General features: G+C 73.6%; 22 protein-coding genes. 11 read left to right on the plus strand and 11 right to left on the minus strand.

The annotated features are described in order from the left end of the window. Nucleotides 1-180: 180 nt before the first annotated feature. Both ABD353_RS28885 and ABD353_RS28890 read right to left on the minus strand, forming a co-directional pair. On the minus strand, nt 181-1,566 hold the full coding sequence (locus ABD353_RS28885) for a glycoside hydrolase family 16 protein (RefSeq protein WP_344626628.1): 1,386 nt from the start codon (nt 1,564-1,566) through the stop codon (nt 181-183). Between the two features lie 284 nt (nt 1,567-1,850). Beyond that, a complete protein-coding gene (locus ABD353_RS28890) occupies nt 1,851-2,594 on the minus strand; it encodes an SDR family oxidoreductase (protein ID WP_344626629.1) in 744 nt (247 codons plus the stop codon). A gap of 435 nt (nt 2,595-3,029) precedes the next feature. Here ABD353_RS28890 and ABD353_RS28895 point away from each other — a divergent pair, with 435 nt between their 5' ends. Continuing rightward, the gene (locus tag ABD353_RS28895) at nt 3,030-4,064 is read left to right on the plus strand and encodes an alpha/beta hydrolase (RefSeq protein WP_344626630.1); all 1,035 of its coding nucleotides are present in this window, start codon (nt 3,030-3,032) and stop codon (nt 4,062-4,064) included. Between the two features lie 344 nt (nt 4,065-4,408). Then, entirely contained in the window at nt 4,409-5,134 is a 726-nt protein-coding gene (locus tag ABD353_RS28900; RefSeq protein ID WP_344626631.1) for a hemerythrin domain-containing protein, read from the plus strand. Nucleotides 5,135-5,141: 7 nt separating this feature from the next. Here the strand turns inward: ABD353_RS28900 and ABD353_RS28905 are convergent, their stop codons facing one another. Next, complete coding sequence (locus tag ABD353_RS28905) at nt 5,142-6,575, minus strand: FAD-dependent monooxygenase (protein WP_344626632.1); 1,434 nt, start codon at nt 6,573-6,575, stop codon at nt 5,142-5,144. Between the two features lie 77 nt (nt 6,576-6,652). On the opposite strand from ABD353_RS28905, the gene ABD353_RS28910 reads away from it, so the two are divergent. Further along, the gene (locus tag ABD353_RS28910; RefSeq protein ID WP_344626633.1) at nt 6,653-7,339 is read left to right on the plus strand and encodes a TetR/AcrR family transcriptional regulator C-terminal domain-containing protein; all 687 of its coding nucleotides are present in this window, start codon (nt 6,653-6,655) and stop codon (nt 7,337-7,339) included. 9 nt (nt 7,340-7,348) lie between these two features. Here ABD353_RS28910 and ABD353_RS28915 read toward each other — a convergent pair whose 3' ends face one another. Beyond that, nucleotides 7,349-8,755 (minus strand): MBL fold metallo-hydrolase, encoded by a 1,407-nt coding sequence (locus ABD353_RS28915; RefSeq protein WP_344626634.1) that lies wholly within the window; start codon nt 8,753-8,755, stop codon nt 7,349-7,351. 135 nt (nt 8,756-8,890) lie between these two features. Between ABD353_RS28915 and ABD353_RS28920 the strand changes: the two genes are divergently transcribed. Further along, nucleotides 8,891-9,859, plus strand: coding sequence for a DUF1152 domain-containing protein (locus tag ABD353_RS28920; protein ID WP_344626635.1), 969 nt, complete (start codon nt 8,891-8,893; stop codon nt 9,857-9,859). 226 nt (nt 9,860-10,085) lie between these two features. Next, on the plus strand, nt 10,086-12,335 hold the full coding sequence (locus ABD353_RS28925; RefSeq protein ID WP_344626636.1) for a terpene synthase family protein: 2,250 nt from the start codon (nt 10,086-10,088) through the stop codon (nt 12,333-12,335). A 70-nt stretch (nt 12,336-12,405) separates the two neighbouring features. Here the strand turns inward: ABD353_RS28925 and ABD353_RS28930 are convergent, their stop codons facing one another. Next, nucleotides 12,406-12,951 carry a DUF1697 domain-containing protein gene (locus tag ABD353_RS28930; RefSeq protein ID WP_344626637.1) on the minus strand — a complete coding sequence of 182 codons (546 nt, stop codon included), beginning with the start codon at nt 12,949-12,951 and terminating at the stop codon, nt 12,406-12,408. 40 nt (nt 12,952-12,991) lie between these two features. Here ABD353_RS28930 and ABD353_RS28935 point away from each other — a divergent pair, with 40 nt between their 5' ends. Then, complete coding sequence (locus ABD353_RS28935) at nt 12,992-13,462, plus strand: pyridoxamine 5'-phosphate oxidase family protein (RefSeq protein WP_344626638.1); 471 nt, start codon at nt 12,992-12,994, stop codon at nt 13,460-13,462. A gap of 51 nt (nt 13,463-13,513) precedes the next feature. Here ABD353_RS28935 and ABD353_RS28940 read toward each other — a convergent pair whose 3' ends face one another. After that, nucleotides 13,514-13,873 (minus strand): ArsC/Spx/MgsR family protein, encoded by a 360-nt coding sequence (locus tag ABD353_RS28940; protein ID WP_344626639.1) that lies wholly within the window; start codon nt 13,871-13,873, stop codon nt 13,514-13,516. A 179-nt stretch (nt 13,874-14,052) separates the two neighbouring features. Between ABD353_RS28940 and ABD353_RS28945 the strand changes: the two genes are divergently transcribed. Then, a complete protein-coding gene (locus tag ABD353_RS28945; RefSeq protein ID WP_344626640.1) occupies nt 14,053-15,270 on the plus strand; it encodes a cytochrome P450 in 1,218 nt (405 codons plus the stop codon). 1 nt (nt 15,271) lies between these two features. Here the strand turns inward: ABD353_RS28945 and ABD353_RS28950 are convergent, their stop codons facing one another. Further along, on the minus strand, nt 15,272-15,886 hold the full coding sequence (locus ABD353_RS28950; protein WP_344626641.1) for a 3'-5' exonuclease: 615 nt from the start codon (nt 15,884-15,886) through the stop codon (nt 15,272-15,274). A 60-nt stretch (nt 15,887-15,946) separates the two neighbouring features. On the opposite strand from ABD353_RS28950, the gene ABD353_RS28955 reads away from it, so the two are divergent. From ABD353_RS28955 to ABD353_RS28965, 3 genes are read left to right on the plus strand one after another with little or no spacing between them, the layout of a single operon-like run. Beyond that, the gene (locus ABD353_RS28955) at nt 15,947-16,198 is read left to right on the plus strand and encodes a DUF6011 domain-containing protein (RefSeq protein ID WP_344626642.1); all 252 of its coding nucleotides are present in this window, start codon (nt 15,947-15,949) and stop codon (nt 16,196-16,198) included. Beyond that, a complete protein-coding gene (murQ, locus tag ABD353_RS28960; protein WP_344626643.1) occupies nt 16,195-17,145 on the plus strand; it encodes an N-acetylmuramic acid 6-phosphate etherase in 951 nt (316 codons plus the stop codon). The genes ABD353_RS28955 and murQ overlap by 4 nt, the downstream gene beginning before the upstream one ends. A 33-nt stretch (nt 17,146-17,178) precedes the next feature. Then, the gene (locus ABD353_RS28965) at nt 17,179-18,417 is read left to right on the plus strand and encodes an IS30 family transposase (protein ID WP_344626644.1); all 1,239 of its coding nucleotides are present in this window, start codon (nt 17,179-17,181) and stop codon (nt 18,415-18,417) included. Nucleotides 18,418-18,486: 69 nt separating this feature from the next. Here the strand turns inward: ABD353_RS28965 and glnA are convergent, their stop codons facing one another. Next, nucleotides 18,487-19,902, minus strand: a complete 1,416-nt coding sequence (gene glnA / locus ABD353_RS28970) for a type I glutamate--ammonia ligase (protein ID WP_263105714.1) — start codon at nt 19,900-19,902, stop codon at nt 18,487-18,489. A gap of 230 nt (nt 19,903-20,132) precedes the next feature. Here glnA and ABD353_RS28975 point away from each other — a divergent pair, with 230 nt between their 5' ends. Further along, nucleotides 20,133-20,600: an RDD family protein gene (locus ABD353_RS28975; protein WP_344626645.1), complete on the plus strand. Its 468-nt coding sequence runs from the start codon at nt 20,133-20,135 to the stop codon at nt 20,598-20,600. Nucleotides 20,601-20,715: 115 nt separating this feature from the next. On the opposite strand, the gene ABD353_RS28980 is transcribed toward ABD353_RS28975, so the two are convergent. From ABD353_RS28980 to lipA, 3 genes are all read right to left on the minus strand, one after another. Next, on the minus strand, nt 20,716-21,405 hold the full coding sequence (locus tag ABD353_RS28980) for a DUF4191 domain-containing protein (RefSeq protein WP_344626646.1): 690 nt from the start codon (nt 21,403-21,405) through the stop codon (nt 20,716-20,718). 179 nt (nt 21,406-21,584) lie between these two features. After that, nucleotides 21,585-21,797 (minus strand): hypothetical protein, encoded by a 213-nt coding sequence (locus tag ABD353_RS28985; RefSeq protein ID WP_344626647.1) that lies wholly within the window; start codon nt 21,795-21,797, stop codon nt 21,585-21,587. A 256-nt stretch (nt 21,798-22,053) separates the two neighbouring features. Then, a complete protein-coding gene (gene lipA, locus ABD353_RS28990) occupies nt 22,054-23,007 on the minus strand; it encodes a lipoyl synthase (RefSeq protein ID WP_344626648.1) in 954 nt (317 codons plus the stop codon). Nucleotides 23,008-23,057: the final 50 nt, after the last annotated feature.

Genomic DNA, 23,057 nt, shown 5'->3' on the forward strand with positions numbered 1-23,057 from the left:
GGCGGGCGTGAGAAAGGGGGTGAGGCCGGGCACGGCGGGGTGGACGCCGGCCGGCAGGGGCCGGGCGGGGACGGCGGGTGCGGGCAGTGGGACGGCGGCGCGGGCGGCGTCGACGTCGTTGCGGCTGTCGGCGGGGGGGCGGGCCCCGGCGGGCCGGAGCGCGGCCGTGGGGCTGCGGGGTCAGTGGCCGAAGTCGAACCAGTTCACGTTGACGAAGTCGGCCGGTTGGCCGCTGGTGAACGTGAGGTAGACGTCGTGGGTGCCCGTCACCGCGGAGATGTTGGCGGGGACGGTGCGCCAGTTCTGCCAGCCGCCGGTGTCGCCGACCGCGAAGGAGCCGATCGGTGCGTTGCTGCGGCTGTCGAGGCGGACCTCCACCAGGCCGCTGACCCCGCCGCCGGCGCCGGAGGCGACCCGGGCGAGGAACTGGCGGGCCGGGGTGGAGCCGAAGTTGACGCCCTTGTACTGGGCCCAGTCGCCGTTGGCCAGCCAGCCGATGTCCTGACCGCCCTCGCTGCAGGTCTCGGTGGCGGTGCCGGACTGGGCGTTGAAGGACTCGGCCTGGATCGGGCCGTAGGCGTCCCGGTTGCCGGGCGGCGTGGTGGGGGTGGGCGTCGGGGTCGGGGTGGGCGTGCTGCCGCCGCCGGACTGCCAGACGCTCACGTAGTCGACCACCATCGGCACGCCGGAGACGGTGCCGCCGTCCGGTCCGCCGCCGAAGGCGCCGGGGAACCCACCGCCCATGGCCACGTTGAGGATGACGAAGAAGCCGTGGTCGGTGGCGTTGTTCCAGGTCGTCGCGTCCACCTGGTCGGAGTTGACGGTGTGGAACTGCACGCCGTCCAGGTACCAGCGCAGTTGCTGCGGGCTGGTGGAGCGGTCCCACTCCACCGCGTAGGTGTGGAAGCCGCTCTGGCAGGCGGGCGTGCAGGCGCGCTGGCCGCCGATGCCGGTGGTCTCGTTGCACGGGCCGCCCGGGCTGGTGCCGCAGTGCAGGGTGGCCCACACGTTGTTGAGGCCCTGGACGTTCTCCATGATGTCGATCTCGCCGATGCCCGGCCAGTTCCACCAGTTGCCGCGGAACGGCTCGCCGAGCGCCCAGAAGGCCGGCCAGTAGCCCTTGGCCGCGGCGCCGGTGACGTTCGGCATCTGCAGCCGGGACTCGATCCGCAGCTTGCCGCCGGCCGGCGGCTGGAAGTCGGACCGGTTGGTCTCGATCCGGCCGGAGGTCCAGTTGCCCGCGCCGTCCCGGACCGGGGTGATCTTCAGGTTGCCGCTGCCGTCGAGGGCGACGTTGGCGGTGCTGGAGGTCATCGTCTCGATCTCGCCGGTGCCGAAGCCGGCCGGGCCGCCGGGGTAGGACGTGCCGGTGGTGTAGCGCCAGTCGGCGGTGTTGACGCCGGAGCCGGCCGGCCCGTTGAAGTCGTCGGCGAACACCTGGGTCCAGCCGGAGGGGGCCGGGGGCACGCTCGCCTCGGCATTCATCGTGCCCGCCAGGCCGGTGGCCAGCAGGCCGAGGAGTCCGGCCGCGGTGAACAGGTGCCGAACGCGTGGTCTGAGCCGCATGGGGGTGCCTCTCGTGGGGTGGGGACGGAGGGGACCTTGCGATGCCTTGCCATGACTGGATGAGAGCGCTCTCGAAAGTGGTACCGGCGCCCCGGGATTGGTGTCAATAACTGAAGAAGTATCAGCCGAGAAGTCGGATTCTTCCTTCGTGGATCGACGTGACGGGTTGACAGTTTCCCCGCCGGGCGCCACTCTCTGGTCGAGAGCGCTCTCATGTCATGTCTCTGTCGGCATGATCCCTGCCGCACCCGGAAGTCCCCCGGAAGCCCCGAAAGGCCGGGCCTCTAGCCGCGCCCGATGTACGGCATCGCGGTGGCCATCACGGTGGCGAACTGCACGTTCGCCTCCAGCGGCAGCTCCGCCATGTGCCGGACGGTGCGGGCGACGTCGGCCGCGTCCATGACCGGCTCGGGGGCGATCCGCCCGTCCGCCTGCCGCACCCCGGCGGCCATCGCCGCGGTCATGTCGGTGGCGGCGTTGCCGATGTCGATCTGGCCGCAGGCGATCCGGTACGGCCGGCCGTCCAGCGACAGCGACTTGGTGAGGCCGGTGACGGCGTGCTTGGTCGCGGTGTAGGCGATCGAGTGCGGCCGCGGCACGTGGGCGGAGATCGAGCCGTTGTTGATGATCCGGCCGCCCTGCGGGTGCTGCGCCTTCATCTGCCGGAAGGCGGCCTGCGCGCAGAGGAAGGCGCCGGTCAGGTTGAGGTCCACCACTGCCCGCCAGTCCGCCACCGCGAGGTCCTCGACCGGGGTGGGTGCGCCGAAGGCGCCGGCGTTGTTGAACAGCAGGTCGATCCGGCCGAAGCGCTCGGCGGCCTCGGCGAACAGTGCGTCCACCGAGGCGGGGTCGGTGACGTCGGCGGGCACGGCGACCGCGCCGCCGCCGGCCAGTGCGGCCGTCTCGTGCAGAGGCCCGGCCCGGCGGCCGGCGAGCACCGGCACCCAGCCGGCGGCGGCCAGTTCGAGGGCCACCGCCCGGCCGATCCCGCTGCCCGCCCCGGTCACGACGGCGATCTGCTGCGGCACGGCGGGTGCTCCCTCGGTTCGGCGGCGGTTTCGGCGGAAGTCCGGCGGCGGTCCGGCGGTGGCCCAGGGCGTCCGGCGGGCCGGGCCGCGCGGCACTCCCGGCGTCCGTCGATGATCGCGCCGAGAGCCGCCCGGTGTCACTCGTCGGAGCCGCCAACACGCCGGCCGTCCGGGCGGTGCGCGGCTGGTGCAACCTCCCGTACCCCGCCGACCGGCGGGGGCGGATCCCCGCCGGTCGGCCGGTTGCCCGCCCTGTCGCAACCGGGTCCGCGCGGGCCGGCGTCATAGGATCACGAACGGCACGGACGTTCGCCCTTCGGGCAACCGTGCCGTTCCGGGGTGTTCGGGGCCGCTGCGCCGCGCCCCGGACAGGCCCCGCCCGGGGCAGCGGCCGTCCGGCCGTCCCGGGGCGTCCCACCGTCGGAGAGATCGAACGTGCAGCCGCAGCCCTCCCGTGCCCGCCGCCGGGCCGTCCGTACCCGTACCCTCCTCGCGGGCACCGCCGCGGCCGCCCTGGCCGCCGCGCTGACCGGCTGCGGGAGCTCCGGCGGGCCGTCGAACTCGCAGGACGGGGCGAAGCCGGCCGCGTCCAGTGCGTCCGCGAGCCCCACGCCGCCGCCGAAGCCCTCGAAGGTGCTGATGCCGACCGGGCCGGCCGCCGACCTGAAGAAGGTCCGCGACACCGAGGCCGGGCCGATCATGATGACCACGCTGAACGGCCCGAAGTCCGGGGTCAGCGGCAAGGTCTGGGTCTGGCTGCCGCCGCAGTACAACGACCCCGCGTACGCCAAGCACGGGTTCCCGGTGCTCACCCTGTACGCGGGCGGGCAGAGCGCCGGCTACAACACCTGGACGGACAACCAGCTGCCGATCCAGAAGATCGACGCCGAGCTCTCCAAGGCGGGCAAGGCCCACCCGTTCATCCTGATCATGCCGGTGCAGAACCTGAACTCCAGCGAGTCCAAGGCGCTGGAGTGCTCCGACATCCCGGGCCAGCCGAAGATCGGCACCTGGATGGCCGAGGACATCCCGGACTTCGTCCGCGCGAACTTCCGCACCGTGAAGGGCCGCGACGGCTGGGGCCTGATGGGTGCCTCCACCGGCGCGTTCTGCAGTGCCAAGCTCGCCCTGCAGCACCCGGAGACGTTCAAGGCGGCCGTCCCGATCGACGGCTACTTCAACCCCGACTCGCCGCTCTGGCACGGCCACGAGCAGGAGCGCCTGGCCAACAGCCCCGGCCAGCTGGTCGCCCTGGGCAAGGCGGACGTGCGGATGCTCGCCACCGCCGGCGGCTCCAACGCGTACGAGACCGGGCTGGTCAAGGCCTGGGTCAAGAAGGCGGCACCGCCGCTGACCGTCGAGTACTACGAGCAGCCCGGCGGCAAGCACCTCACCTCCGACTTCAAGAAGATGATCCCCGACACCCTGCAGTGGCTGAGCAAGAACCTGGCCGGACCGGAGGCGGACTGACGCACCGTCGGGGGCCGGCGGGCGCGACGGCGGGGTAGACGAATTCGGCGAGTCCGCCCCCGCCGGCCGTCGCGGAGCGGGATACTCCATTCCGGCGGCGGGTGCAGCCCGCCGGCCCGCGCCGTTCCAGCCGCAGTGCGCCCGCCCGGGCGCCGGGGCACCCCGGCGCCCGGGCCCGCGGCGATCGACCGGATCGTTCGAACGTCCCGATCACCCCGCTGACCTGCGCGTCAATCGGTCATTGATTCGACTCTGATGGGCTTTCCGCACGCTGGAGCCCCAGGCCGAGCACCACTCGCGGTGCCGGAGCCGTTCCAGCCCCAGTCAGCCGCGAAGAGAGCGCCATGTCCTGTCACCTGCTCCCCGTCGACTCGCCACAGGTCCCCGCCCAGCCGCACGCGGAGCGTCGGATGCCGGACGTCGAGCCCATCCCGTTCGCCGGCCTGCGCCTGGTGCACGCGGCGCTGCGCCGCGACCTCACCCGGCTGCCCAACGCCCTGCGCCTGCTGCAGCCCGGTGACGAGGCCGCCGCCCAGGCCCTGCAGCGGCACTGGGACTTCATGACCGCCATGCTCACCTGCCACCACGAGCAGCAGGACACCCGGCTCTGGCCGCTGCTGCGCCGCTTCGCGCCGGAGCTGCGCCTGCTGCTCAACTGGCTGGAGGCCGACCACCACAACCTCGACCACTCCTTCACCCGGGTCACCACCCTGGTCCGGATCGCCACCCGGGACCCGGCCAGCGCCTGGCCGGTCGCCTACGCGGTCGAGGAGCTCGCCGCCCGGCTGGAGACCCACCTGCGGATCGAGGAGCGCCAGCTGCTGCCGCGGATGGCCGGGATCTTCCCCGCCGGCTCGCGGATCGGCACCCTGCCCGAGCTCCTCGACCTGCTGCGCGCCGCCGACGGCCCGGCCTCCTCGGACGCCCTGGTCTGGCTGCTGGACGGTGTCGACGAGGGCCAGATCGACCGGCTGCTCGCCGACTGCGACGACGCCACCGCCCGGCACTGGCCGCACTGGCGGGCCACCTACGCCCGCTGCTCCGAGCAGCTCTGGGGCCGGGGCTGCTGACGTCCGGTCAGGCGGCGCCCAGCGCCGCCAGGTACGGGCCCAGGTCGGCCTCGTCCGCGGTGGCGAGCCCGATGTAGCCGTCCGGCCGGACGAGCAGGTAGCCCTCGCCCCAGCCCTCGGCGACCCGCGCCGTGCGGACGTCCGCGGGCAGCCCGGCGGGGACGGGCAGCGCCGTACCCGCGACGACCAGCGTCGCGTGCGGGCCGCGCAGCACGTCGAACAGCCGCTGCCCGGTGCCGTCGGCGCCGGTGCACGCCGCGTCCGGGGCCCGGTCGCCGGCCTGCAGGTCGTCCTCGCCGAGACCGCTGCGGCGCTCCTCGCTGAGCGGGCCGCCGCGGTAGCCGACGCCGAGCTGCTCGGTGTGCCGGCCGCGCTTGGCGGAGGGGCCGATCGCGCCGGCCCGGTGCAGCGAGGTGCTCATCTCCAGCACGTCGGCCGCCACCGGCAGCCGCTCCGACTCGTAGCTGTCCAGCAGCCCGGCGGGGGCGCCGTCGCGCAGCACCCGGCCGAGCTTCCAGCCCAGGTTGTAGGCGTCCTGGACGCTGGTGTTCAGCCCCTGGCCGCCGGCCGGGGAGTGCACGTGCGCCGCGTCCCCGGCCAGGAACACCCGGCCGCTGCGGAAGCGGTCGGCGAGCGCCGCGCGCGGCCGGAAGCCGGAGGCCCAGCGCACCTCCAGGACCGCCGAGGCCGGCAGCGCGGTGCGCTCGGCGACCGTCCGCCGCACGCCCTCGGCGGAGGTGTCCGGCTCGCCCTCCTCGTACTGCGCGAACAGCTGGAAGTCCCGGGCGGTGCCGCCCGGCAGCGGGCAGAGCAGCGCGGCCCCGCCGGGGGCGTCCCGCCAGACGTGCCAGTGGTCGCGGGACAGCCCCTCGATCCGGACGTCGGCGATCAGGGCCGCCTTGGGGTCGACCGTCTCGCCGGCCATCGGGATGCCGACGGCGCGGCGCACCGTGCTGCGGCCGCCGTCCGCGGCCACCAGGTAGGCGGCGGTGGCGGTGCCGGCGGTGGTGTCGACCTCGACGCCGTCCGCGTCCTGCCGCACGGCGAGCACGCCGGTGCCGAACTCGACCGAGCCGCCGAGCTCCAGCAGCCGGGCGTGGAGGATCTCCTGGGTGCGCCACTGGGGCAGCATCCACGCCTCCGGGTAGGGCACGCCGTCCTCGGCGGGCCGGCGCTCCATCAGGTCCCACTCGGGACCGGGCTCGGTGCCCTGCCAGGACCGCATCGGCGGGTAGGGCGAGCCGCAGGCGCGGACGGCGCCGATCACCCCGAGGTCGTCGAAGACCTCCTGGGTGCGGGGCTGCAGGCCCTTGCCGCGCGAGCCGGGGAAGAGGCCGGGGGCCTGCTCCAGCAGCCGGAACCGGACGCCCCGGCGGGCCAGGTCGCAGGCGAGGACGAGGCCGGTCGGGCCGGCGCCGACGATCAGGACTTCGGTGTGCATGCCGGTCTCCTTAACGCTGTTAAGTGGCGATGCGCCGAGGATCCACTTAACGCTGTTAAATTGTCAAGGGGGTGCGGATGCGGCACAGTGCGGGCCGGACGGGCCCGGCGGCGGAGGTGGAGGACGTGGCGGCCAAACTGGAACGCGCACGCGTGGTCGACACCGCGCTGCGCCTGCTCGACGAGACCGGCCTGGAGGGCCTCACCCTGCGCCGGATCGCCACCGAACTCGACGTCAAGGCACCCGCCCTGTACTGGCACTTCGCCAACAAGCAGGCCCTGCTCGACGAGATGGCCACCGAGATGCTGCGCCGGATGGCCGCCGCCGAACCGCCCGGCCCCGACGCCGACTGGCGCGACTGGCTGCTGCTCACCTGCCGCACCCTGCGCCGCGCCCTGCTCGGCCACCGCGACGGCGCCAAGGTCTTCAGCGGCACCCGCCTCACCGACACCGGCCACGCCGGCCGCTTCGAGGAGCAGCTGCGCGCCTTCGTCCGCGGCGGCTTCACGGTCGACGACGCGGTGGAGGCCTACTTCACCGCCTACTCCTTCACCGTGGGCTTCGTCATCGAGGAGCAGGCCGTCCATCCGCTGCCGGGCGAACGCGCCCCCGGCTACGACCTCGAGGAGCGGGCCCGCGCCATGGGGGCCGAGCACCCGCTCGCCGCCGCCTCCGGCACCGGCCTGTTCGAGGACTTCGAGCGGCGCTTCGAGCGCGGGCTCGCCGTGGTCGTCGCCGGGATCGAGGCCGTGCTGCTGCCCTGACGCCGCCCGTCAGGCCTCCGCGTCGCCGGTGCTCCGCCGTGGGGCGGCGGTGAGTCCGGCCCGGACGGCACGGTCGAAGGAGTCGTCGACGGCCACCACCTCGCGCCCGGCGGCGTCCAGCAGCGAGGCCGCGATGGCCGCCCGCATGCCGCCGGCGCAGTGCACCCAGACCGGCCCGGGCGGCACCTCGCCGATCCGGCCGGGCAGCAGGTGCACGGGGATGTGCAGCGACCCGGCGACCGCGCCGCCGGCCCGCTCGGAGGCCCGGCGGACGTCCAGCACGACGGGCCGGCCGCCGTTCGCCGACGGCGCGGCGAGGACCGCCGCGAGGCCCGCGAAGTCGGCCCGGCGGAAGGAGCGCGGCCGCTCGCCGTCGGCCGTCCAGTCGGCGGGGCCGCCGGTGGCCGCGGCGGCGGGCCGGTCGATCCCGACCCGGACCAGCTCGCGCTGGGCGGCGGCGATCTCCTCGGCGGTTGAGGCGAGCAGGGTGACCGGCCTGCCCCAGGGGATCAGCCACGCCAGGTAGGTGGCGAGGCTGCCGGTGCCCTCGATGTTGAACGAGCCGGCCAGGTGGCCCTCGGCGAAGGCGACCCGGCTGCGCAGGTCGACCACCCACTCGCCGGCGGCCAGCCGGGCGGCGAGCTCGGCGGCGTCCGCCCGCCGGGGCGGGGTGAGGTCGACCGGCGTCGGGCCGGCGGCGTTGGCCGGGCCCATGTGGGCGTAGTAGGCGGGGACGTCGTCCAGGCCGGCCAGCAGGTCGGCGACGAAGGTGTCGACGTCCTTGACCAGGGCGTCGTTGGAGGTGCGCTCGGCGCCGACGGTCGTCCCGGCGGGGGCGCCGGCCGCGTGCCCGGCGGCGCAGAAGCTGCCGAAGCCGTGGGTGGGCAGCACCGCGGTGGTGTCGGGGAGGGCGTCGGCCAGCCGGTGCGCGGAGGCGTGCTGGGCGCGGGCCAGCTGCTCGGTGAGCCGCGGCTCCACCAGGTCGGGGCGGCCGACGGTGCCGATCAGCAGTGATCCGCCGGTGAAGGCGGCGGCCGGGCGGCCGTCCTCCTCCAGTACGTAGGCGGTGTGGTGCGGGGTGTGCCCCGGGGTCGCGACGGCCCGCAGGGCGAGTCCGGCGTCCACCGGGTGCACGTCGCCGTCCACGACCGGCACCCGGTCGAAGGAGACCCGGGCGCCGGCGGGCACCAGGTAGCGGGCGCCGGTGAGCCGGGCGAGCTCCAGACCGCCGCTGACGTAGTCGTTGTGCACGTGCGTCTCGACCACCAGCGCGATCCGCACCCCGTGCCGGGCGGCCGCGGCGATCAGCCGGTCGACGTCGCGCGGCGGATCGACGACCACGCCGGCCCTCGCGCCGCCCGCCAGGTAGCTGCGGTTGCCGAGGCCGGTGAGTTCCACGGTGTCGATGAAGAACATCGCTGCCCCTTCCCGTTTCAGGGTACCCCTGGGGGTATCTCTCCTCCACTCCGCGAAAGCACCCCGGGAGCGTCCGGGGAGGGGCGGGGCAAAACTCGCACCCCCGGCCGGGAACGCACCGGTAAGGTCCGCCGGATGACCGCTCCCGCACTCTTCGAGCCGCCGCTGCTCACCCGCCTCAGGGCCGCCGACCGGATCCTGGTCGCCGGGGCCGGCGGCGGCTTCGACGTCTACGCCGGACTCCCGATCGCCCTCGCCCTGCGCGCCGCCGGCAAGGAGGTCCACCTGGCCAACCTCTCCTTCAGCCACCTGTACGGCCTGGACACCGACGTCTGGCTCGCGCCGGACGTCGCCGCGATCCGCCCCGACACCCGCAGCGCCGAGCGGTACTTCCCCGAGCGCACCCTGGCCCGCTGGCTGCGGCTGCACGGCATGCCGGACACCGTCTGGGCGTTCGCCTCGGTGGGCGTCCGGCCGCTGCGCACGGCCTACCGGGCGCTGACCGACCACCTCGGCGTCGACGCGGTGCTGCTGGTGGACGGCGGGACGGACATCCTGATGCGCGGCGACGAGGCCGGGCTCGGCACGCCCGAGGAGGACATGGCCAGCCTGGCCGCCGTCGCCGGCCTCGCCCACCTCCCGACCCGGCTGGTCGCCTGCTTCGGCTTCGGCGTCGACGCGTACCACGGGGTCAACCACGCGCTGGTGCTGGAGAACCTCGCCGCGCTCGACCGCGCGGGCGGCTACCTGGGTGCGTTCTCGCTGCCGCGGGAGAGCCGCGAGGGCGCGCTCTACCTGGACGCCGTCGAGCACGCCCGGGCCTCCTGCCCGGAGCACCCCAGCATCGTGCACGGCTCGGTCGCGGCCGCGCTGCGCGGCGAGTTCGGCGACGTCCGCTTCACCGAGCGGACGAAGGGCGGTGAACTGTTCGTCAACCCGTTGATGACGCTCTGGTTCGGCGTCACGGTGGAGGCGCTCGCCGCCCGGCACCTCTACCTCGACCGGATCGAACGGACCGTTCTGATGCGGCAGATCAGTTCGGTCGTCGAGGAGTTCCGCGACGAGCTGCCCGCACAGCGCCCACCTCGGGTTTTCCCGCACTGACCGGTGCCGCCCCGGCCCGCCGGCCGCCGTAGGGGCGTGCACGGTCCGGTACGCGCCGGGCGGGCAGTGGTCCACGCCCGGCGCGCACCGGGCGTCCGTGCCTCCGCACCCGCTCCGCCGACGGTGTGTCGCCGCCGCCGCTCGGGCAGACTCCGCCGCGATCATGACCGCCGGCCCGGACGCACCCGACCGGACCGCCGGACGGCCCAGGAAAGGCGACCCGGCAGTGCCACAACCCTTCGAGCTCCCGGACTTCTACGTCCCGCACCCGGCGACGCTCAACCCCCACCTCGACCACGCCCGCGCCCACACCAAGCAGTGGGCCCGCGGCATGGGGATGCTGGAAGGCTCGGGCGTCTGGGAGGAGCACGACCTCGACGCGCACGACTACGCACTGCTGTGCGCCTACACCCACCCCGACTGCTCGGCCGAGGAACTCGCCCTCGTCACCGACTGGTACGTCTGGGTCTTCTTCTTCGACGACCACTTCCTGGAGCTGTTCAAGCGCACCCAGGACCGCAGGGGCGGCAAGGCCTACCTCGACCGGCTGCCCGCCTTCATGCCGATGGACCTCGCCGAAGGCACGCCCGAGCCCACCAACCCCGTCGAGGCCGGCCTTGCCGACCTGTGGCTGCGCACCGTGCCCGGCATGTCCACCGACTGGCGCGAGCGCTTCCGGGAGTCCACCGAGCACCTGCTCCAGGAGTCCATGTGGGAGCTCTCCAACATCAACGCCGGCCGGATCTCCAACCCGGTCGAGTACATCGAGATGCGCCGCAAGGTCGGCGGCGCACCCTGGTCGGCCGGCCTGGTCGAACACGCCGTCGGCGCCGAGGTCCCCGCCGCGATCGCCGCCTCCCGGCCGATGCGGGTGCTGCGCGACGCCTTCTCCGACGGCGTCCACCTCCGCAACGACCTCTTCTCCTACCAGCGCGAGGTCGAGGACGAGGGCGAACTCTCCAACGGCGTCCTGGTGCTGGAGACCTTCCTCGGCTGCCCCACCCAGGAGGCCGCCGAGCGGGTCAACGACCTGCTCACCTCCCGGCTGCACCAGTTCGAGAACACCGTCTTCGCCGAACTCCCGCTGCTCTTCGCCGAGCACGGCCTCGACGCGGGCGAGGCCGCCGACGTCATGAAGTACGTCAAGGGCCTCCAGGACTGGCAGTCCGGCGGCCACGAGTGGCACCTGCGCTCCAGCCGCTACATGAACGGCGGCGGCGCCGCGGCCGAGCGCGTCCCCGACCTGCCCGGCCCGACCGGCGTCGGCACCGAGGCCGCCGACCTGCTCAAGGCGCTGCGCGGCCTGACCGACCCGGCCCGCGCCCGCAGCTTCGGCCACACCCCGTTCCGCCCGGTCGCCCCCGCGCCGCTGCCCGAGTTCGAGATGCCCTTCCCGACCAGGCTCAACCCGCACCTGGACGGAGCCCGGCAGCGGCTGGTCGACTGGGCCCGGCAGGTGCGGCTGATCGACCCCGTCCCCGGCGTCTGGACGGAGGAGAAGCTGGTCGACTTCGACTTCGCGCTCTGCGCCGCCGGCATCGCCCCGGACGCCGCCCCCGACCAGCTCGACCTGGCCGCCGACTGGCTCGCCTGGGGCACCTACGCGGACGACCTCTACCCGGCCGTGCACGGCGCCGCCCGGGACCTCGCCGGCGCCAGGCGGCGCAACGAGCGGCTGCTCGCCCTCATGCCGCTGGACGACGGCCCCGCCGCCGACCCGCTCGACGGCCTGGAGCGCGGACTCGCCGACCTGTGGACCCGCACCGCGGAGCCGATGGACGACGGCTCCCGCCGCCGCTTCCGCGCCGCGGTCGAGCGGATGCTCGACTCCTGGCTCTGGGAGATGCTCAACCAGGCGCAGAACCGCATCCCCGACCCGGTGGACTACCTGGAGATGCGCCGCCTCACCTTCGGCTCCGACCTCACCATGAGCCTCGCCCGGCTCGGCCACGGCCCCGGCGTCCCCGACGAGGTCCACCGGCACGCCTCGATGCTGGCCCTGGAGAACTCCGCGGCCGACTACGCGATGCTCGTCAACGACGTCTTCTCGTACCGGAAGGAGGTCGAGCACGAGGGCGAGCTGCACAACCTGGTGCTGGTCACCGAGAACTTCTTCGACTGCGACCACCCGACCGCGCTCGGCATCGTGTTCGACCTGATGAAGTCCCGGCTGAGCCAGTTCCAGCACGTCGCCGACCACGAACTGCCGCAGCTCCACGAGGACTTCGAGCTGGACGCGGCCGCCCGCGCGGTGCTCGACGGCTACGTCGCCGAACTGCAGGACTGGATGGCCGCCGTGCTCACCTGGCACCGGGAGTGCCGCCGCTACACCGAGGAGGACATCGCCCGGCACCACCGCCCGGCGCTGCCCACGGCGCCGGTCCAGGCCCCGCCGGTCCAGGTGCCGCCGGGCCCGACCGGCCTCGGCACCGCGGGCGTCCGGCTGCCCGCCCCGGCCGTCCCCGCCCTGCCCTGAGACGTGCCCCCGACGGCCCGCCGGTGCCCGTGACGGGCGCGGGGAACCGCGAGGTTCCCCGCGCCCCGGCTCACTTCTTCGCCGCCGCCAGGATCTTGACGGTGGTGTGGAAGAAACGCGAGGTCGCCGTCCCGGCGTAGGCCCTGCCGAACAGCGTGGCCGGGTTGCCGCCCAGCCGGCCGTTTTGCAGGTGCAGCACCACGAAGGCCGCGTTCGCCGTCGCGCCCACCAGGTCCCAGTCGCCCTTGGGGGAGGAGGCGGGCGGGGCGAGCTCCGCCGGCAGCGGCTCGGACAGGAACAGTACGCACAGCCGCAGCTCCGGCGTCACCTCGATCCCGGCGAACGGGTCGGCCGCGACGATCGCCTCCAGCTCGTCGAGCGTGCACAGCACCGCCGGCACCGGGTAGCCCAGCGCCCGCTCCAGGTGCTCCTCGATCCGCGCGGTGAGCGCCGCCCGGTCGGCCTCCTCCGTCTCGAAGAACACGTTCCCGCTCTGGATGTACGACCGCACCCGCGCCAGGCCCAGCTCCTCGAAGAGCTCGCGGAGGCGCTGCATGGTCACCGTGCGCCCGCCCACGTTGATCGCACGGAGGAAGGCGGTGTACGTCTGCGTCATGGTCCCCAGTCTGGCAGCGGGCACTGCCAGACTGGGGACCATGACGACCTGGCAGGACTTCGAGTACGAAGCGCCGGATCTCGCCCCGCTGGTGCGGGCCCGGTTCGAGGCGAACAAGCACCACGTGCTGGCCACCCTGCGGCGCGGCGGCGCGCCCCGGGTCAGCGGCACCGAGGTCCGGTTCATCGGCGCCGACCTGACCGTCGGCTCCATGCACGGTGCGGTGAAGGCCCTCGACCTGCGCCGGGACGGCCGCTTCGCGCTGCACAGCAACCCCGGCGACGGGTCGATGGCCGACGGCGACGCCAAGGTCTCCGGCACCGCCGTCGAGATCACCGACCCGGCCGAGCTCGCCGCCTACGAGGGCGACCTCCCCGAGGCGCCGCCCGGCGCCTTCCACGCCTTCCGGCTCGAACCGGAGGAGGTGGTGCTCACCACCGTCGCCGGCGACCGGCTGGTGATCCACGCCTGGCGGCGGGGCGAGGGCGTCCGGGTCTTCGAGCGGACCTGAACGGCGGTCCGGCAGCCACCGCGCGGGCGGCCGCCGCTGCTCGGGGAACCGCTACTCGGGCAGCACCGAGCGGACGGCCTCGGGCGTCCGGGCCACCACCGCGTGCCCGTCGTCCGCCGTGATGATCGGACGCTGGATCAGGATCGGCTGCTCGGCCAGCGCCGCGATCCAGCGCCCCCGGTCCGCCTCCTCGCGCGGCCACTGCCGCATGCCCAGCTCCCCGGCCGCGGCCTCGTCCAGCCGGGTGATGTCCCACGGCTCCAGGTTCAGCCGGGACAGCACGTCCGCCAGCTCCGCCGGGGTCGGCGGCTCCTCCAGGTAGCGCCGCACGGTGTACTCGACGCCAGCCGCGTCCAGGTCCGCGACGGCACTGCGGCACTTGCTGCACCGCGGGTTGATCCAGATCTCCATGCCGCCAGCCTAGCGAGGGCGCCCCGGACCCCTCCGGCGCCGGACGTCCGCGCCGGCCTCCGCACTCCCGCCGCCGCGCGGGCCACCCCTCACGCCGGCGGGTGGTTCCGGGGCCGTCCGGGAACTCCCGCCCCGTACCGGAGGGTTGTACCCGCAGGACGCGAGAGGGAGGCCGCGGGATGGACGGCGCAGCGATCATCGAGCAGTTGGTGGGCCCCGACGGGCGGGCGGATCCGTACCCGCTGTACGAGCTGGCGCACGGCCTCGGGCCGGTCGCGCCCTGCGGCCCCGGGGTGCTGATGGCCGTCGGCCACCACGCCTGCGACCAGGTGCTGCGCAACCCCGCCTTCGGGGTCCCCGACCCGGTGCAGCGCGAGGCGTGGGAGCCGGGCTTCGCCGACCACCCGGCGAAGGTGCTGCTGAGCCGCTCGATCCTGGAGCGCAACCCGCCGGACCACGGCCGGATGCGCTCGCTGATCTCCTCCGTCTTCACCGCCCGCCGGGTCGCCGCACTGGAGCCCGCCGTCACCGCCGCCGTCCACCGGCTGCTCGACACGATGGCCGCGCAGGGCGCCGACGGCAGTCCGGTCGACTTCATGGACGCCTTCGCGTTCCGGCTGCCGGTCGGCGTCGTCTGCGAGCTGCTCGGCGTGCCCGAGGCCGACCGGCACCGCTTCCGCGGCCTCGCCTCCGACCTCACCGCCGCGCTGGAGCTGCTGACCGACGACGGCGAACTCGCCACCGCCGACACGGCCGCCGAGGAGCTGTCCGACTACTTCACCCGGCTGGCCGCCGCCCGCCGCGCCCACCCGCAGGACGACCTGGTCAGCGCCCTCGTGCAGGTCGGCGCGGCGCAGCCCGAGCTGCTCTCCGGCCACGAGCTGCTCGCCAACCTGGTGCTGCTGCTGGTCGCCGGCTTCGAGACGACGACCAACCTGCTCGGCAACGCCGTCGCCCTGCTCTTCGACCACCCGGAGGCCGCCGCCGGGCTGCGGTCCGGCGCCGTCACCCCGGCCGGCCTCACCGAGGAGGTGCTGCGCCACGACTCGCCCGTCCAGCTGACCTCCCGGATCGCCCTCGCCGAGGGCCTGGACGTCGGCGGCGTCCCCGCCCCGCTCGGCACCGGCGTCTTCGTGCTGCTCGGCGCGGCCAACCGGGATCCGGCCCGGTACGAGCAGCCGGCCCGCTTCGACCCCACCCGCCGAGACAGCCACCCGCTGAGCTTCGGCGGCGGCCCGCACTACTGCCTCGGCGCCCAACTCGCCCGGCTGGAGGCCCGGATCGCGCTGCCCGCGCTGTTCGCCCGGTTCCCCGCTCTCGCCCCGGCCGGGCGCGCAGAGCGGCGCGACCGCCTTGTGCTGCGCGGGTACCGCACCCTGCCCGTCCGGGCGGCCTGACTCAGTGCTCCGGCCCGTCCCACTCCATCAGGTTGGCGAACAGCTCCGCCTGCTCGCGGGCGTCGTCCAGCGCGTGGTGGGTGTGCGGCAGGTCCGGCAGCAGCGAGGCCGGCATCGACCGCTTGCCGATCCCGGCGAACGGCACCCCGGCCCGGGCCGCGTACAGCGTCTTCACGTCCAGGCAGCCCGAGTGCCCGAACGGGCTGCGCCCGGCGAACTCCATCAGGTACCAGTACAGGAACAGCCAGTCGTACGGCGCCGGGTAGCCCACCATGACCGGCCGGTACCGCCGCCCGTCCGGCCCGGCGCAGACCTGCTCCACCCAGGAGCAGAACGCCGCCATCGCCGCCTCCGGCGGGGTGCCCCCGGTCAGCAGCGCCGCCCGGTCCAGCCCGGAGACGGCCAGTGCCTGCGGGTCGAAGCGCTCGGAGACCGGACGCAGTTCGCGGTAGAAGCCGGCCGCCTGCCGGCCGGCCCGCCGGAAGCCGTCCGCGTCGTGGTGCCCGGCGACGGCGGCGCCGAAGGAGAGCATCGAGTACGGGCCGGGGATCGGGCCGTCGGCCTCGACGTCGACGGAGACGTACACGGTCGGGGTGGTGCGGCGCGCGGCGGACATGCGGGGATTCTTCCGGGCCGGGCGGTGCCGCCGCGACCGGATTACCGCGAGAATCGGCCCATGTCCCAGCCCGCCCTGATCCCGCCCGTCCCGCCACTGCTGCCGGAGCGCGTCCGGTGCCGGCGCTGCGGCCGCCTGCTGCACGACCCGCTCTCCCGGATGCTGCGCCTCGGCCGCGAGTGCCGCGGCCCGCAGGATCCGGTGCGGGTCGTCGAGGGCGAGCAGGAGACCCTTCCGGGCCTGGCCGCGCCCGCCCCGACGTCGTCCGCGCCCACCGCGACCCCCATGACCACGGAAGGCGGTGCGCCGTGACGGAGGACCTCCGCGCCCGGCTGGACACCCTGGCGACCGAGGCGCACCGCCCCGAGCTGGCGGGCCTCGACCGGTTGCCCACGCTGGAGATCGCCGCGCTGATGAACGGCGAGGACCGCACGGTGCCCGAGGCGGTCGGCCGCCGGCTGCCGGAGATCGCCGCGGCGGTGGACGCGATCGCCGCGCGGCTCGCCAGGGGCGGGCGGCTGGTCTACGCGGGGGCGGGCACCGCCGGGCGGATCGGGGTGCTGGACGCCGCCGAGTGCCCGCCCACCTTCGGCACCGACCCGGAGCTGGTGGTCGGCCTGATCGCGGGTGGCCCGGAGGCGGTGCTGAACGCCGTGGAGGGGGCCGAGGACGACCGCGGGCTGGCCGTCGCGGACCTGGACGGGATCGGCCTGACCGCGGACGACGCGGTGATCGGGGTCTCCGCCTCCGGGCGGACGCCGTACGCGGTGGCGGCCGTCGCGCACGCCCGGGCCCGCGGCGCCCTGACGGTCGGACTGGCCTGCACCGCCGGTTCCGAGCTGGGCGCGGCGGCCGAGCACCCGATCGAGGTGGTGGTCGGCCCGGAGGTGCTCACCGGCTCGACCCGGCTGAAGGCCGGCACCGCGCAGAAGCTGGTGCTCAACATGGTGTCGACGATCACCATGGTCCGGCTCGGCCGCACCTACGGGAACCTGATGGTCGACCTGCGGGCCACCAACGAGAAGCTCAGGGCCCGCTGCCGCCGGATCGTCGCCCTCGCCACCGGGGCCGCCCCCGAGGCCGCCGACCGCGCCCTGGACGCCGCCGGCGGCGAGGTGAAGCCCGCGGTCCTCACCCTGCTCACCGGTCTCGCCCCCGCCGACGCCGCTTGCCTGCTGGCCGCCCACGGCGGACGCCTGCGCGAGGCCCTGGACGCCGCCGGGCGCACCGCGGCCCCCGCCCCCGGGCTTGAGTTCTAGCGGTCCTCGCAACACCCCAGCTCAGGGGATGCGATGGACTTCAAGATCCGGGAGGACCGGGGGCAGGCGCCAGGCCGTAAGGCCCTGGTCCGTGAGCGGGAGGAATACTTCCGGCTCATGGACCAGGGCTTCAGCAGCATGGAAGCTTGCCGGATCGTCGGCATCAACCGGCGCACGGGGAAGCGGTGGCGCAACGGACGCCAGGCCACGGGAAGCACGCGTGGTGCGCCGCCGATCCGCCGGCCACTCCCCTCTGCTGGCCAGTCGCGATATCTGCGCGAGGCGGACCGCATCCACATCGCCGACCGGTTGCGGGAGAAGGCATCGGTCCGGCAGATAGCCTCTGAGCTGGGCCGGAGCCCTTCCACCATCAGCCGGGAGATACGCCGCAACGGCGTCCCAGTGCGCGGGGACGCCTCCCGCTGGGCCTACCGCCCGCACGCCGCCCAGTCCCGCGCCGACGCCCGCCGGCCTCGGCCGAAGCCGGGAAAGATCGGCCAGAACCCGGAACTGCGGGACTTCATCCAGCACCACCTCGAACGGCGTTGGAGCCCCGAACAAATCTGTCAGGCTCTGCGGACACGCTTCCCCGACCGGCCAGAGATGCACGTGACCCACGAGACCGTCTACCAGGCCCTCTACGTCCAGGGCCGCGGCGAACTGCGCCGGGAGCTGGCCAAGGCCCTGCGGACAGGCCGCACGATGCGCAGGTCACACCGCCAGTCCAACCGGCGCCAGCCCCGCATGGCCAAGGACATGGTGATGATCAGCGACCGGCCCGCCGAGGCCGCCGACCGGGCCGTCCCCGGGCACTGGGAAGGCGACCTCATCATCGGCAGGGCCCACAAGTCCGCCATCGGCACGCTCGTCGAGCGCTCCAGCCGATTCGTCACCCTGGTCCACCTGCCCGAAGGGCGCCGCCCCTCACAGATGCGGGACGCACTCATCCAAACCGTCTCGGCCCTGCCCGCCCAGCTCAGACGCTCCCTCACCTGGGACCAGGGCTCCGAGATGCACCTGCACAAGGACTTCAGCACCGCCACTGACATGCCGGTCTTCTTCTGCGACCCCGGCAGCCCCTGGCAGCGCGGCTCGAACGAGAACACCAACGGCCTGCTGCGGCAGTACTTCCCCAAGGGCACCGACCTGGCCCGCTACACCCGGGAGGAGCTGGACGCCGCCGCGGCCGAGCTGAACAGCCGACCACGCAAAACGCTCGGCTGGGAAACCCCAGCCGAGCGTCTCGCTAAGCTCCTGGCAACAGCCAGTTGATCAACTTGTGTTGCAACGACCCCTGGAATTCGCCGGGCGGGGACGGGGGCCGATGGCGCGCCGTAGGGCCTACAGGTCGAAGTAGAGCTCGAACTCGTGCGGGTGCGGCCGCAGGGCGATCGGGGCGATCTCGTTGGTGCGCTTGAAGTCGATCCAGGTCTCGATCAGGTCGGGGGTGAACACCCCGCCCGCGAGCAGGTACTCGTGGTCGGCCTCCAGCGCGTCGAGGACGGCGCCGAGCGAGGCGGGCACCTGCGGCACCGCGGAGTGCTCGTCGGGGGCCAGCTCGTAGAGGTCCTTGTCGACCGGCTCCAGCGGCTCGATCTTGTTCTTGATGCCGTCCAGCCCGGCCATCAGCATGGCGGCGAAGGCCAGGTACGGGTTGGACGCCGGGTCGGGCGCGCGGAACTCGATGCGCTTGGCCTTGGCGTTCGACCCGGTGATCGGGATGCGGATCGCCGCGGAGCGGTTGCGCTGCGAGTACACCAGGTTGACCGGCGCCTCGAAGCCCGGCACCAGGCGGTGGTAGGAGTTCACCGAGGGGTTGGTGAAGGCCAGCAGCGAGGGCGCGTGGCGCAGCAGGCCGCCGATGTAGTAGCGCGCGGTGTCGGAGAGGCCGGCGTAGCCCTGCTCGTCGTAGAAGAGCGGCGAGCCCTCGGTCCACAGCGACTGGTGGACGTGCATGCCGGAGCCGTTGTCGCCGAAGATCGGCTTGGGCATGAAGGTGGCGGTCTTGCCGTTCCGCCACGCCACGTTCTTGATGATGTACTTGAACAGCATCAGGTCGTCGGCGGCGTGCAGCAGGGTGTTGAACTTGTAGTTGATCTCCGCCTGGCCGGCGGTGCCCACCTCGTGGTGCTGCCGCTCGACTTGCAGGCCGGCGGCGGCGAGCTCCAGCGACATCTCGGCGCGCAGGTCGGCGAAGTGGTCCACCGGCGGCACGGGGAAGTAGCCGCCCTTGTACTTCACCTTGTAGCCGCGGTTGCCGCCCTCCTCGATCCGGCCGGTGTTCCAGGCGCCGGCGATCGAGTCGATGTGGTAGTACGAGGCGTTCGCACTGGTCTCGTAGCGGACCTCGTCGAACACGTAGAACTCGGCCTCCGGGCCGAAGTACGCGGTGTCGGCGATGCCGGAGGAGGCGAGGTAGGCCTCCGCCTTCTTGGCGACGTTGCGCGGGTCGCGGCTGTAGGCCTCGCCCGTGATCGGGTCCTGGATGAAGAAGTTGATGTTGAGGTGCTTCTCGGAGCGGAACGGATCCAGCCGGGCCGTCGCCAGGTCGGGGACGAGTGCCATGTCGGACTCGTGGATGGCCTGGAAGCCCCGGATCGAGGAACCGTCGAACATCAGGATCTCGGACGGGTCGAAGGTCGAGGCAGGCACTGAGAAGTGCTGCATGACGCCCGGCAGGTCGCAGAACCGGACATCGACGAACTTGATGTCGTTGTCCGTGATGTACTGCCTGACCTCGTCGGCGTTGGTGAACATCGATCCTCCTCAGCTGCGGTCCGGCCAACCGTAGGAGCCGGCCGTTTCCGGATGGTGATTTCCCCGTCCTCTGCATGTTAACCAGCACCGACCTCACTGTGGGCAAAGTCATACGGGCCAGTGCAAAACCGCCAAAACGGTCATTCGTGGTCAGCGCCGCCCGGCAGGCACCGTGCGTGTCGGGGGAGGCCCCGGAAGATCGCACGTGAAGCCCGGATACTGTGGATTTCGTGGACACCAGAGATGCGTTGGGATCGTGGCTGGACGGGCCGAAGGCCGCCGCCGAGAAGATGGGCGCCGACTTCGGCCACCGCGGCGAGCGCCTCGGTCTGCCGAAGGACGGCCCCGGCTCCGTCGCCGGCCCCGGCCGGCGCCTCGGCGCCCTGTTCGTCGACGGCTGGCTCTGCAGCCTCGTCGCCTACGGCCTGCTCTCCCGCGGCGACCAGGCCGGCGCCAACCTGTGGACGACCCCGCTCTTCTACGTGGTCACCGTCGTCCTGCTCGCCACCAGCGGCACCACCATCGGCAAGCGGCTCTTCGGCCTGCGCGTCGTCCGGCTGGACGGCGCCCGCGCCTCGATCCCGCAGGTGCTGCTGCGCACCCTGCTGCTCTGCCTGATCGTCCCGGCCGCGATCTGGGACCGCGACACCCGCGGCCTCCACGACAAGGCCGTCGGCACTGTCGAGGTCCGCATCTGACACCCGGCACCCCGTGCCCGGCACGGGCCGGTCCCCGGCCCGCCGGACCCGGAGCGTCGAACGGCCCCGCCGCGAGGATTCGCGGCGGGGCCGTGGTGTCGGTGGGGGTGGGGGCTCAGCGGACCTGGCCGCCCTTGGGCATCCGGGCGCCCTTGGGCATCGGGCCCTTGGGGATCGGCGCGCGGGAGAGCAGGTCGCCCAGCGCGCGCAGTCGGTCGTTGGTCTCGGTGACCTGGGCCGGGGTGATCGCGCGCGGCAGCCGCATCAGGTGGATCTGCAGCTTCTTCAGCGGGATCTCGCCCTCGCCGTTGCCGACCATGATGTCGTGCACCGGGACGTCGCCGACGACCTTGGCCATCTTCTTCTTCTCGGCGGCCAGCAGCGGACGGACCCGGTTCGGGTTGCCCTCGCCGATCAGCGCGATGCCGGGGCGGCCGACCGCGCGGTAGACCGCGTCCTGGCTGCGGGTCACCGCCACCGGGGTCGGGTTGGCGTTCCAGCCGCGCCGGATGTTGTTCAGCACCGCAGCGACCGCGCCCGGCTGGCCCTCCATCTGCCCGAAGGCGGCTCGCTCGGCCCGGCGTCCGAAGACCACCGCTACCGCCAGGAAGCCCACGACGAAGCCGAGGATGCCCAGGTAGACGGGGTGCCCGATCGCGAAGCCGATGGCGAGGAACACGCCGAAGGTGATGAGGCCGACTGCGGCGATGATCAGGCCGATCTTGGTGTCGACCTTCTTGGTCATGGTGTACGCCGTGCGGATCTGCTGCAGCCGCCCGGGGTTCTCGGATGTTTCCCTCGCCATAGGGCTCATGGTACGTGCCGGGGGGGCGGGTTATCCAAGGGCGGTGCCCCGACCGGTGCCGGCCCCGCCCGTACGGACCCGCGGACAGCCCGTGCGGGGAGCGGGGAAGGGTCCGGTGCGAGGGCCCCGGTAACGTCTCGGGAACGAGGTTCCGCGAGCGGCGTCCCGGGAGCGACGTCTCAGGAACGGCGGCGCAGGCCCGGTGCCGCGCCCGCGTCCAGCTCCCGTTCGGCGGCGTGCCGGCGGTTCTCGCAGACCGCGGCCCAGGCGTTGCGGCGGGCCTGCCGCTGGCCGCTGGCCAGCAGCACGCTCTCGGCATAGCGCAGGGCTCCGCCCACCGACGGCATCCGCGCCGGCAGCAGGCCGCGCTGCACTCCGCTCACTGCCTCCATGCTCAACAGCTCCCCTCAGGACCGGCGGACGACTGACACCGTCAGGGTCGCCCGCAGGTGTTACCGATCGGTGACCTGCCGGTCAAAGTCGCATGAAAGCCGCACGACCGCAAGACGGCCGCGCCGCAGCTACGCCGGAGGGCGGCAGGCTCCTGCCCGCCGCCCCCGAAGCTTCCGGTACGACCCTCGTACGGCCCCCCCGCGCGGGCCCCTCCGGGCCGAGCGGGCCGCCCCGGGCCGGACCCGGGTGCCGGCGTCAGACCGCCGCGCGCTCGCGGTGCTCCAGCGCCTGCCGGTACAGCCGGCCCGCGCGGTACGAGGACCGCACCAGCGGACCCGACATCACACCGGCGAAGCCGAGCTCCTCGGCCTCCTCCTGCAGCTCCACGAACTCCTGCGGCTTCACCCAGCGCTCCACCGGGTGGTGGCGCAGCGAGGGCCGCAGGTACTGGGTGATGGTGATCAGCTCGCAGCCCGCCCCGACCAGGTCGGCCAGCGCCTGGCTGACCTCCTCGCGGGTCTCGCCCATGCCGAGGATCAGGTTGGACTTGGTGACCAGGCCGGCCGCGCGGGCCTGCGTGATGACGTCCAGCGAGCGCTCGTAGCGGAAGGCCGGGCGGATCCGCTTGAAGATCCGCGGGACCGTCTCCACGTTGTGCGCCAGCACCTCGGGACGGGAGGAGAAGACCTCGGCGAGCTGCTCCGGGACGGCGTTGAAGTCCGGGATCAGCAGCTCCACACCGGTGCGGCCGGCCTCGCGGCCGGCGGTCATCGCGTGCACCTGGCGGACGGTCTCGGCGTACAGCCAAGCGCCGCCGTCCTCCAGGTCGTCACGGGCGACACCGGTGATGGTGGCGTAGTTCAGGTCCATGGTGACGATGGACTCGGCGACCCGGCGCGGTTCGTCCCGGTCGAACTCGGCGGGCTTGCCGGTGTCGATCTGGCAGAAGTCGCAGCGGCGGGTGCACTGGTCACCGCCGATGAGGAAGGTGGCCTCGCGGTCCTCCCAGCACTCGAAGATGTTGGGGCAGCCGGCCTCCTGGCAGACCGTGTGCAGCCCCTCCTTCTTCACCAGCGAATGCAGGGCGTTGTACTCCGGGCCCATCTTCGCCCGGGTCTTGATCCACTCGGGCTTCCGCTCGATGGGGGTCTCGCTGTTGCGGACCTCCAGGCGGAGAAGCTTCCTGCCGTCGGGCGCGACAGCGGACACGTGCAACTCCTAGAACTAGACGGGGTACCCCCAGGGTACGCCTGTGCTTT

This window comes from Kitasatospora arboriphila (assembly GCF_039528095.1).
GTDB classification, from domain to species: Bacteria; Actinomycetota; Actinomycetes; order Streptomycetales; family Streptomycetaceae; genus Kitasatospora; species Kitasatospora arboriphila.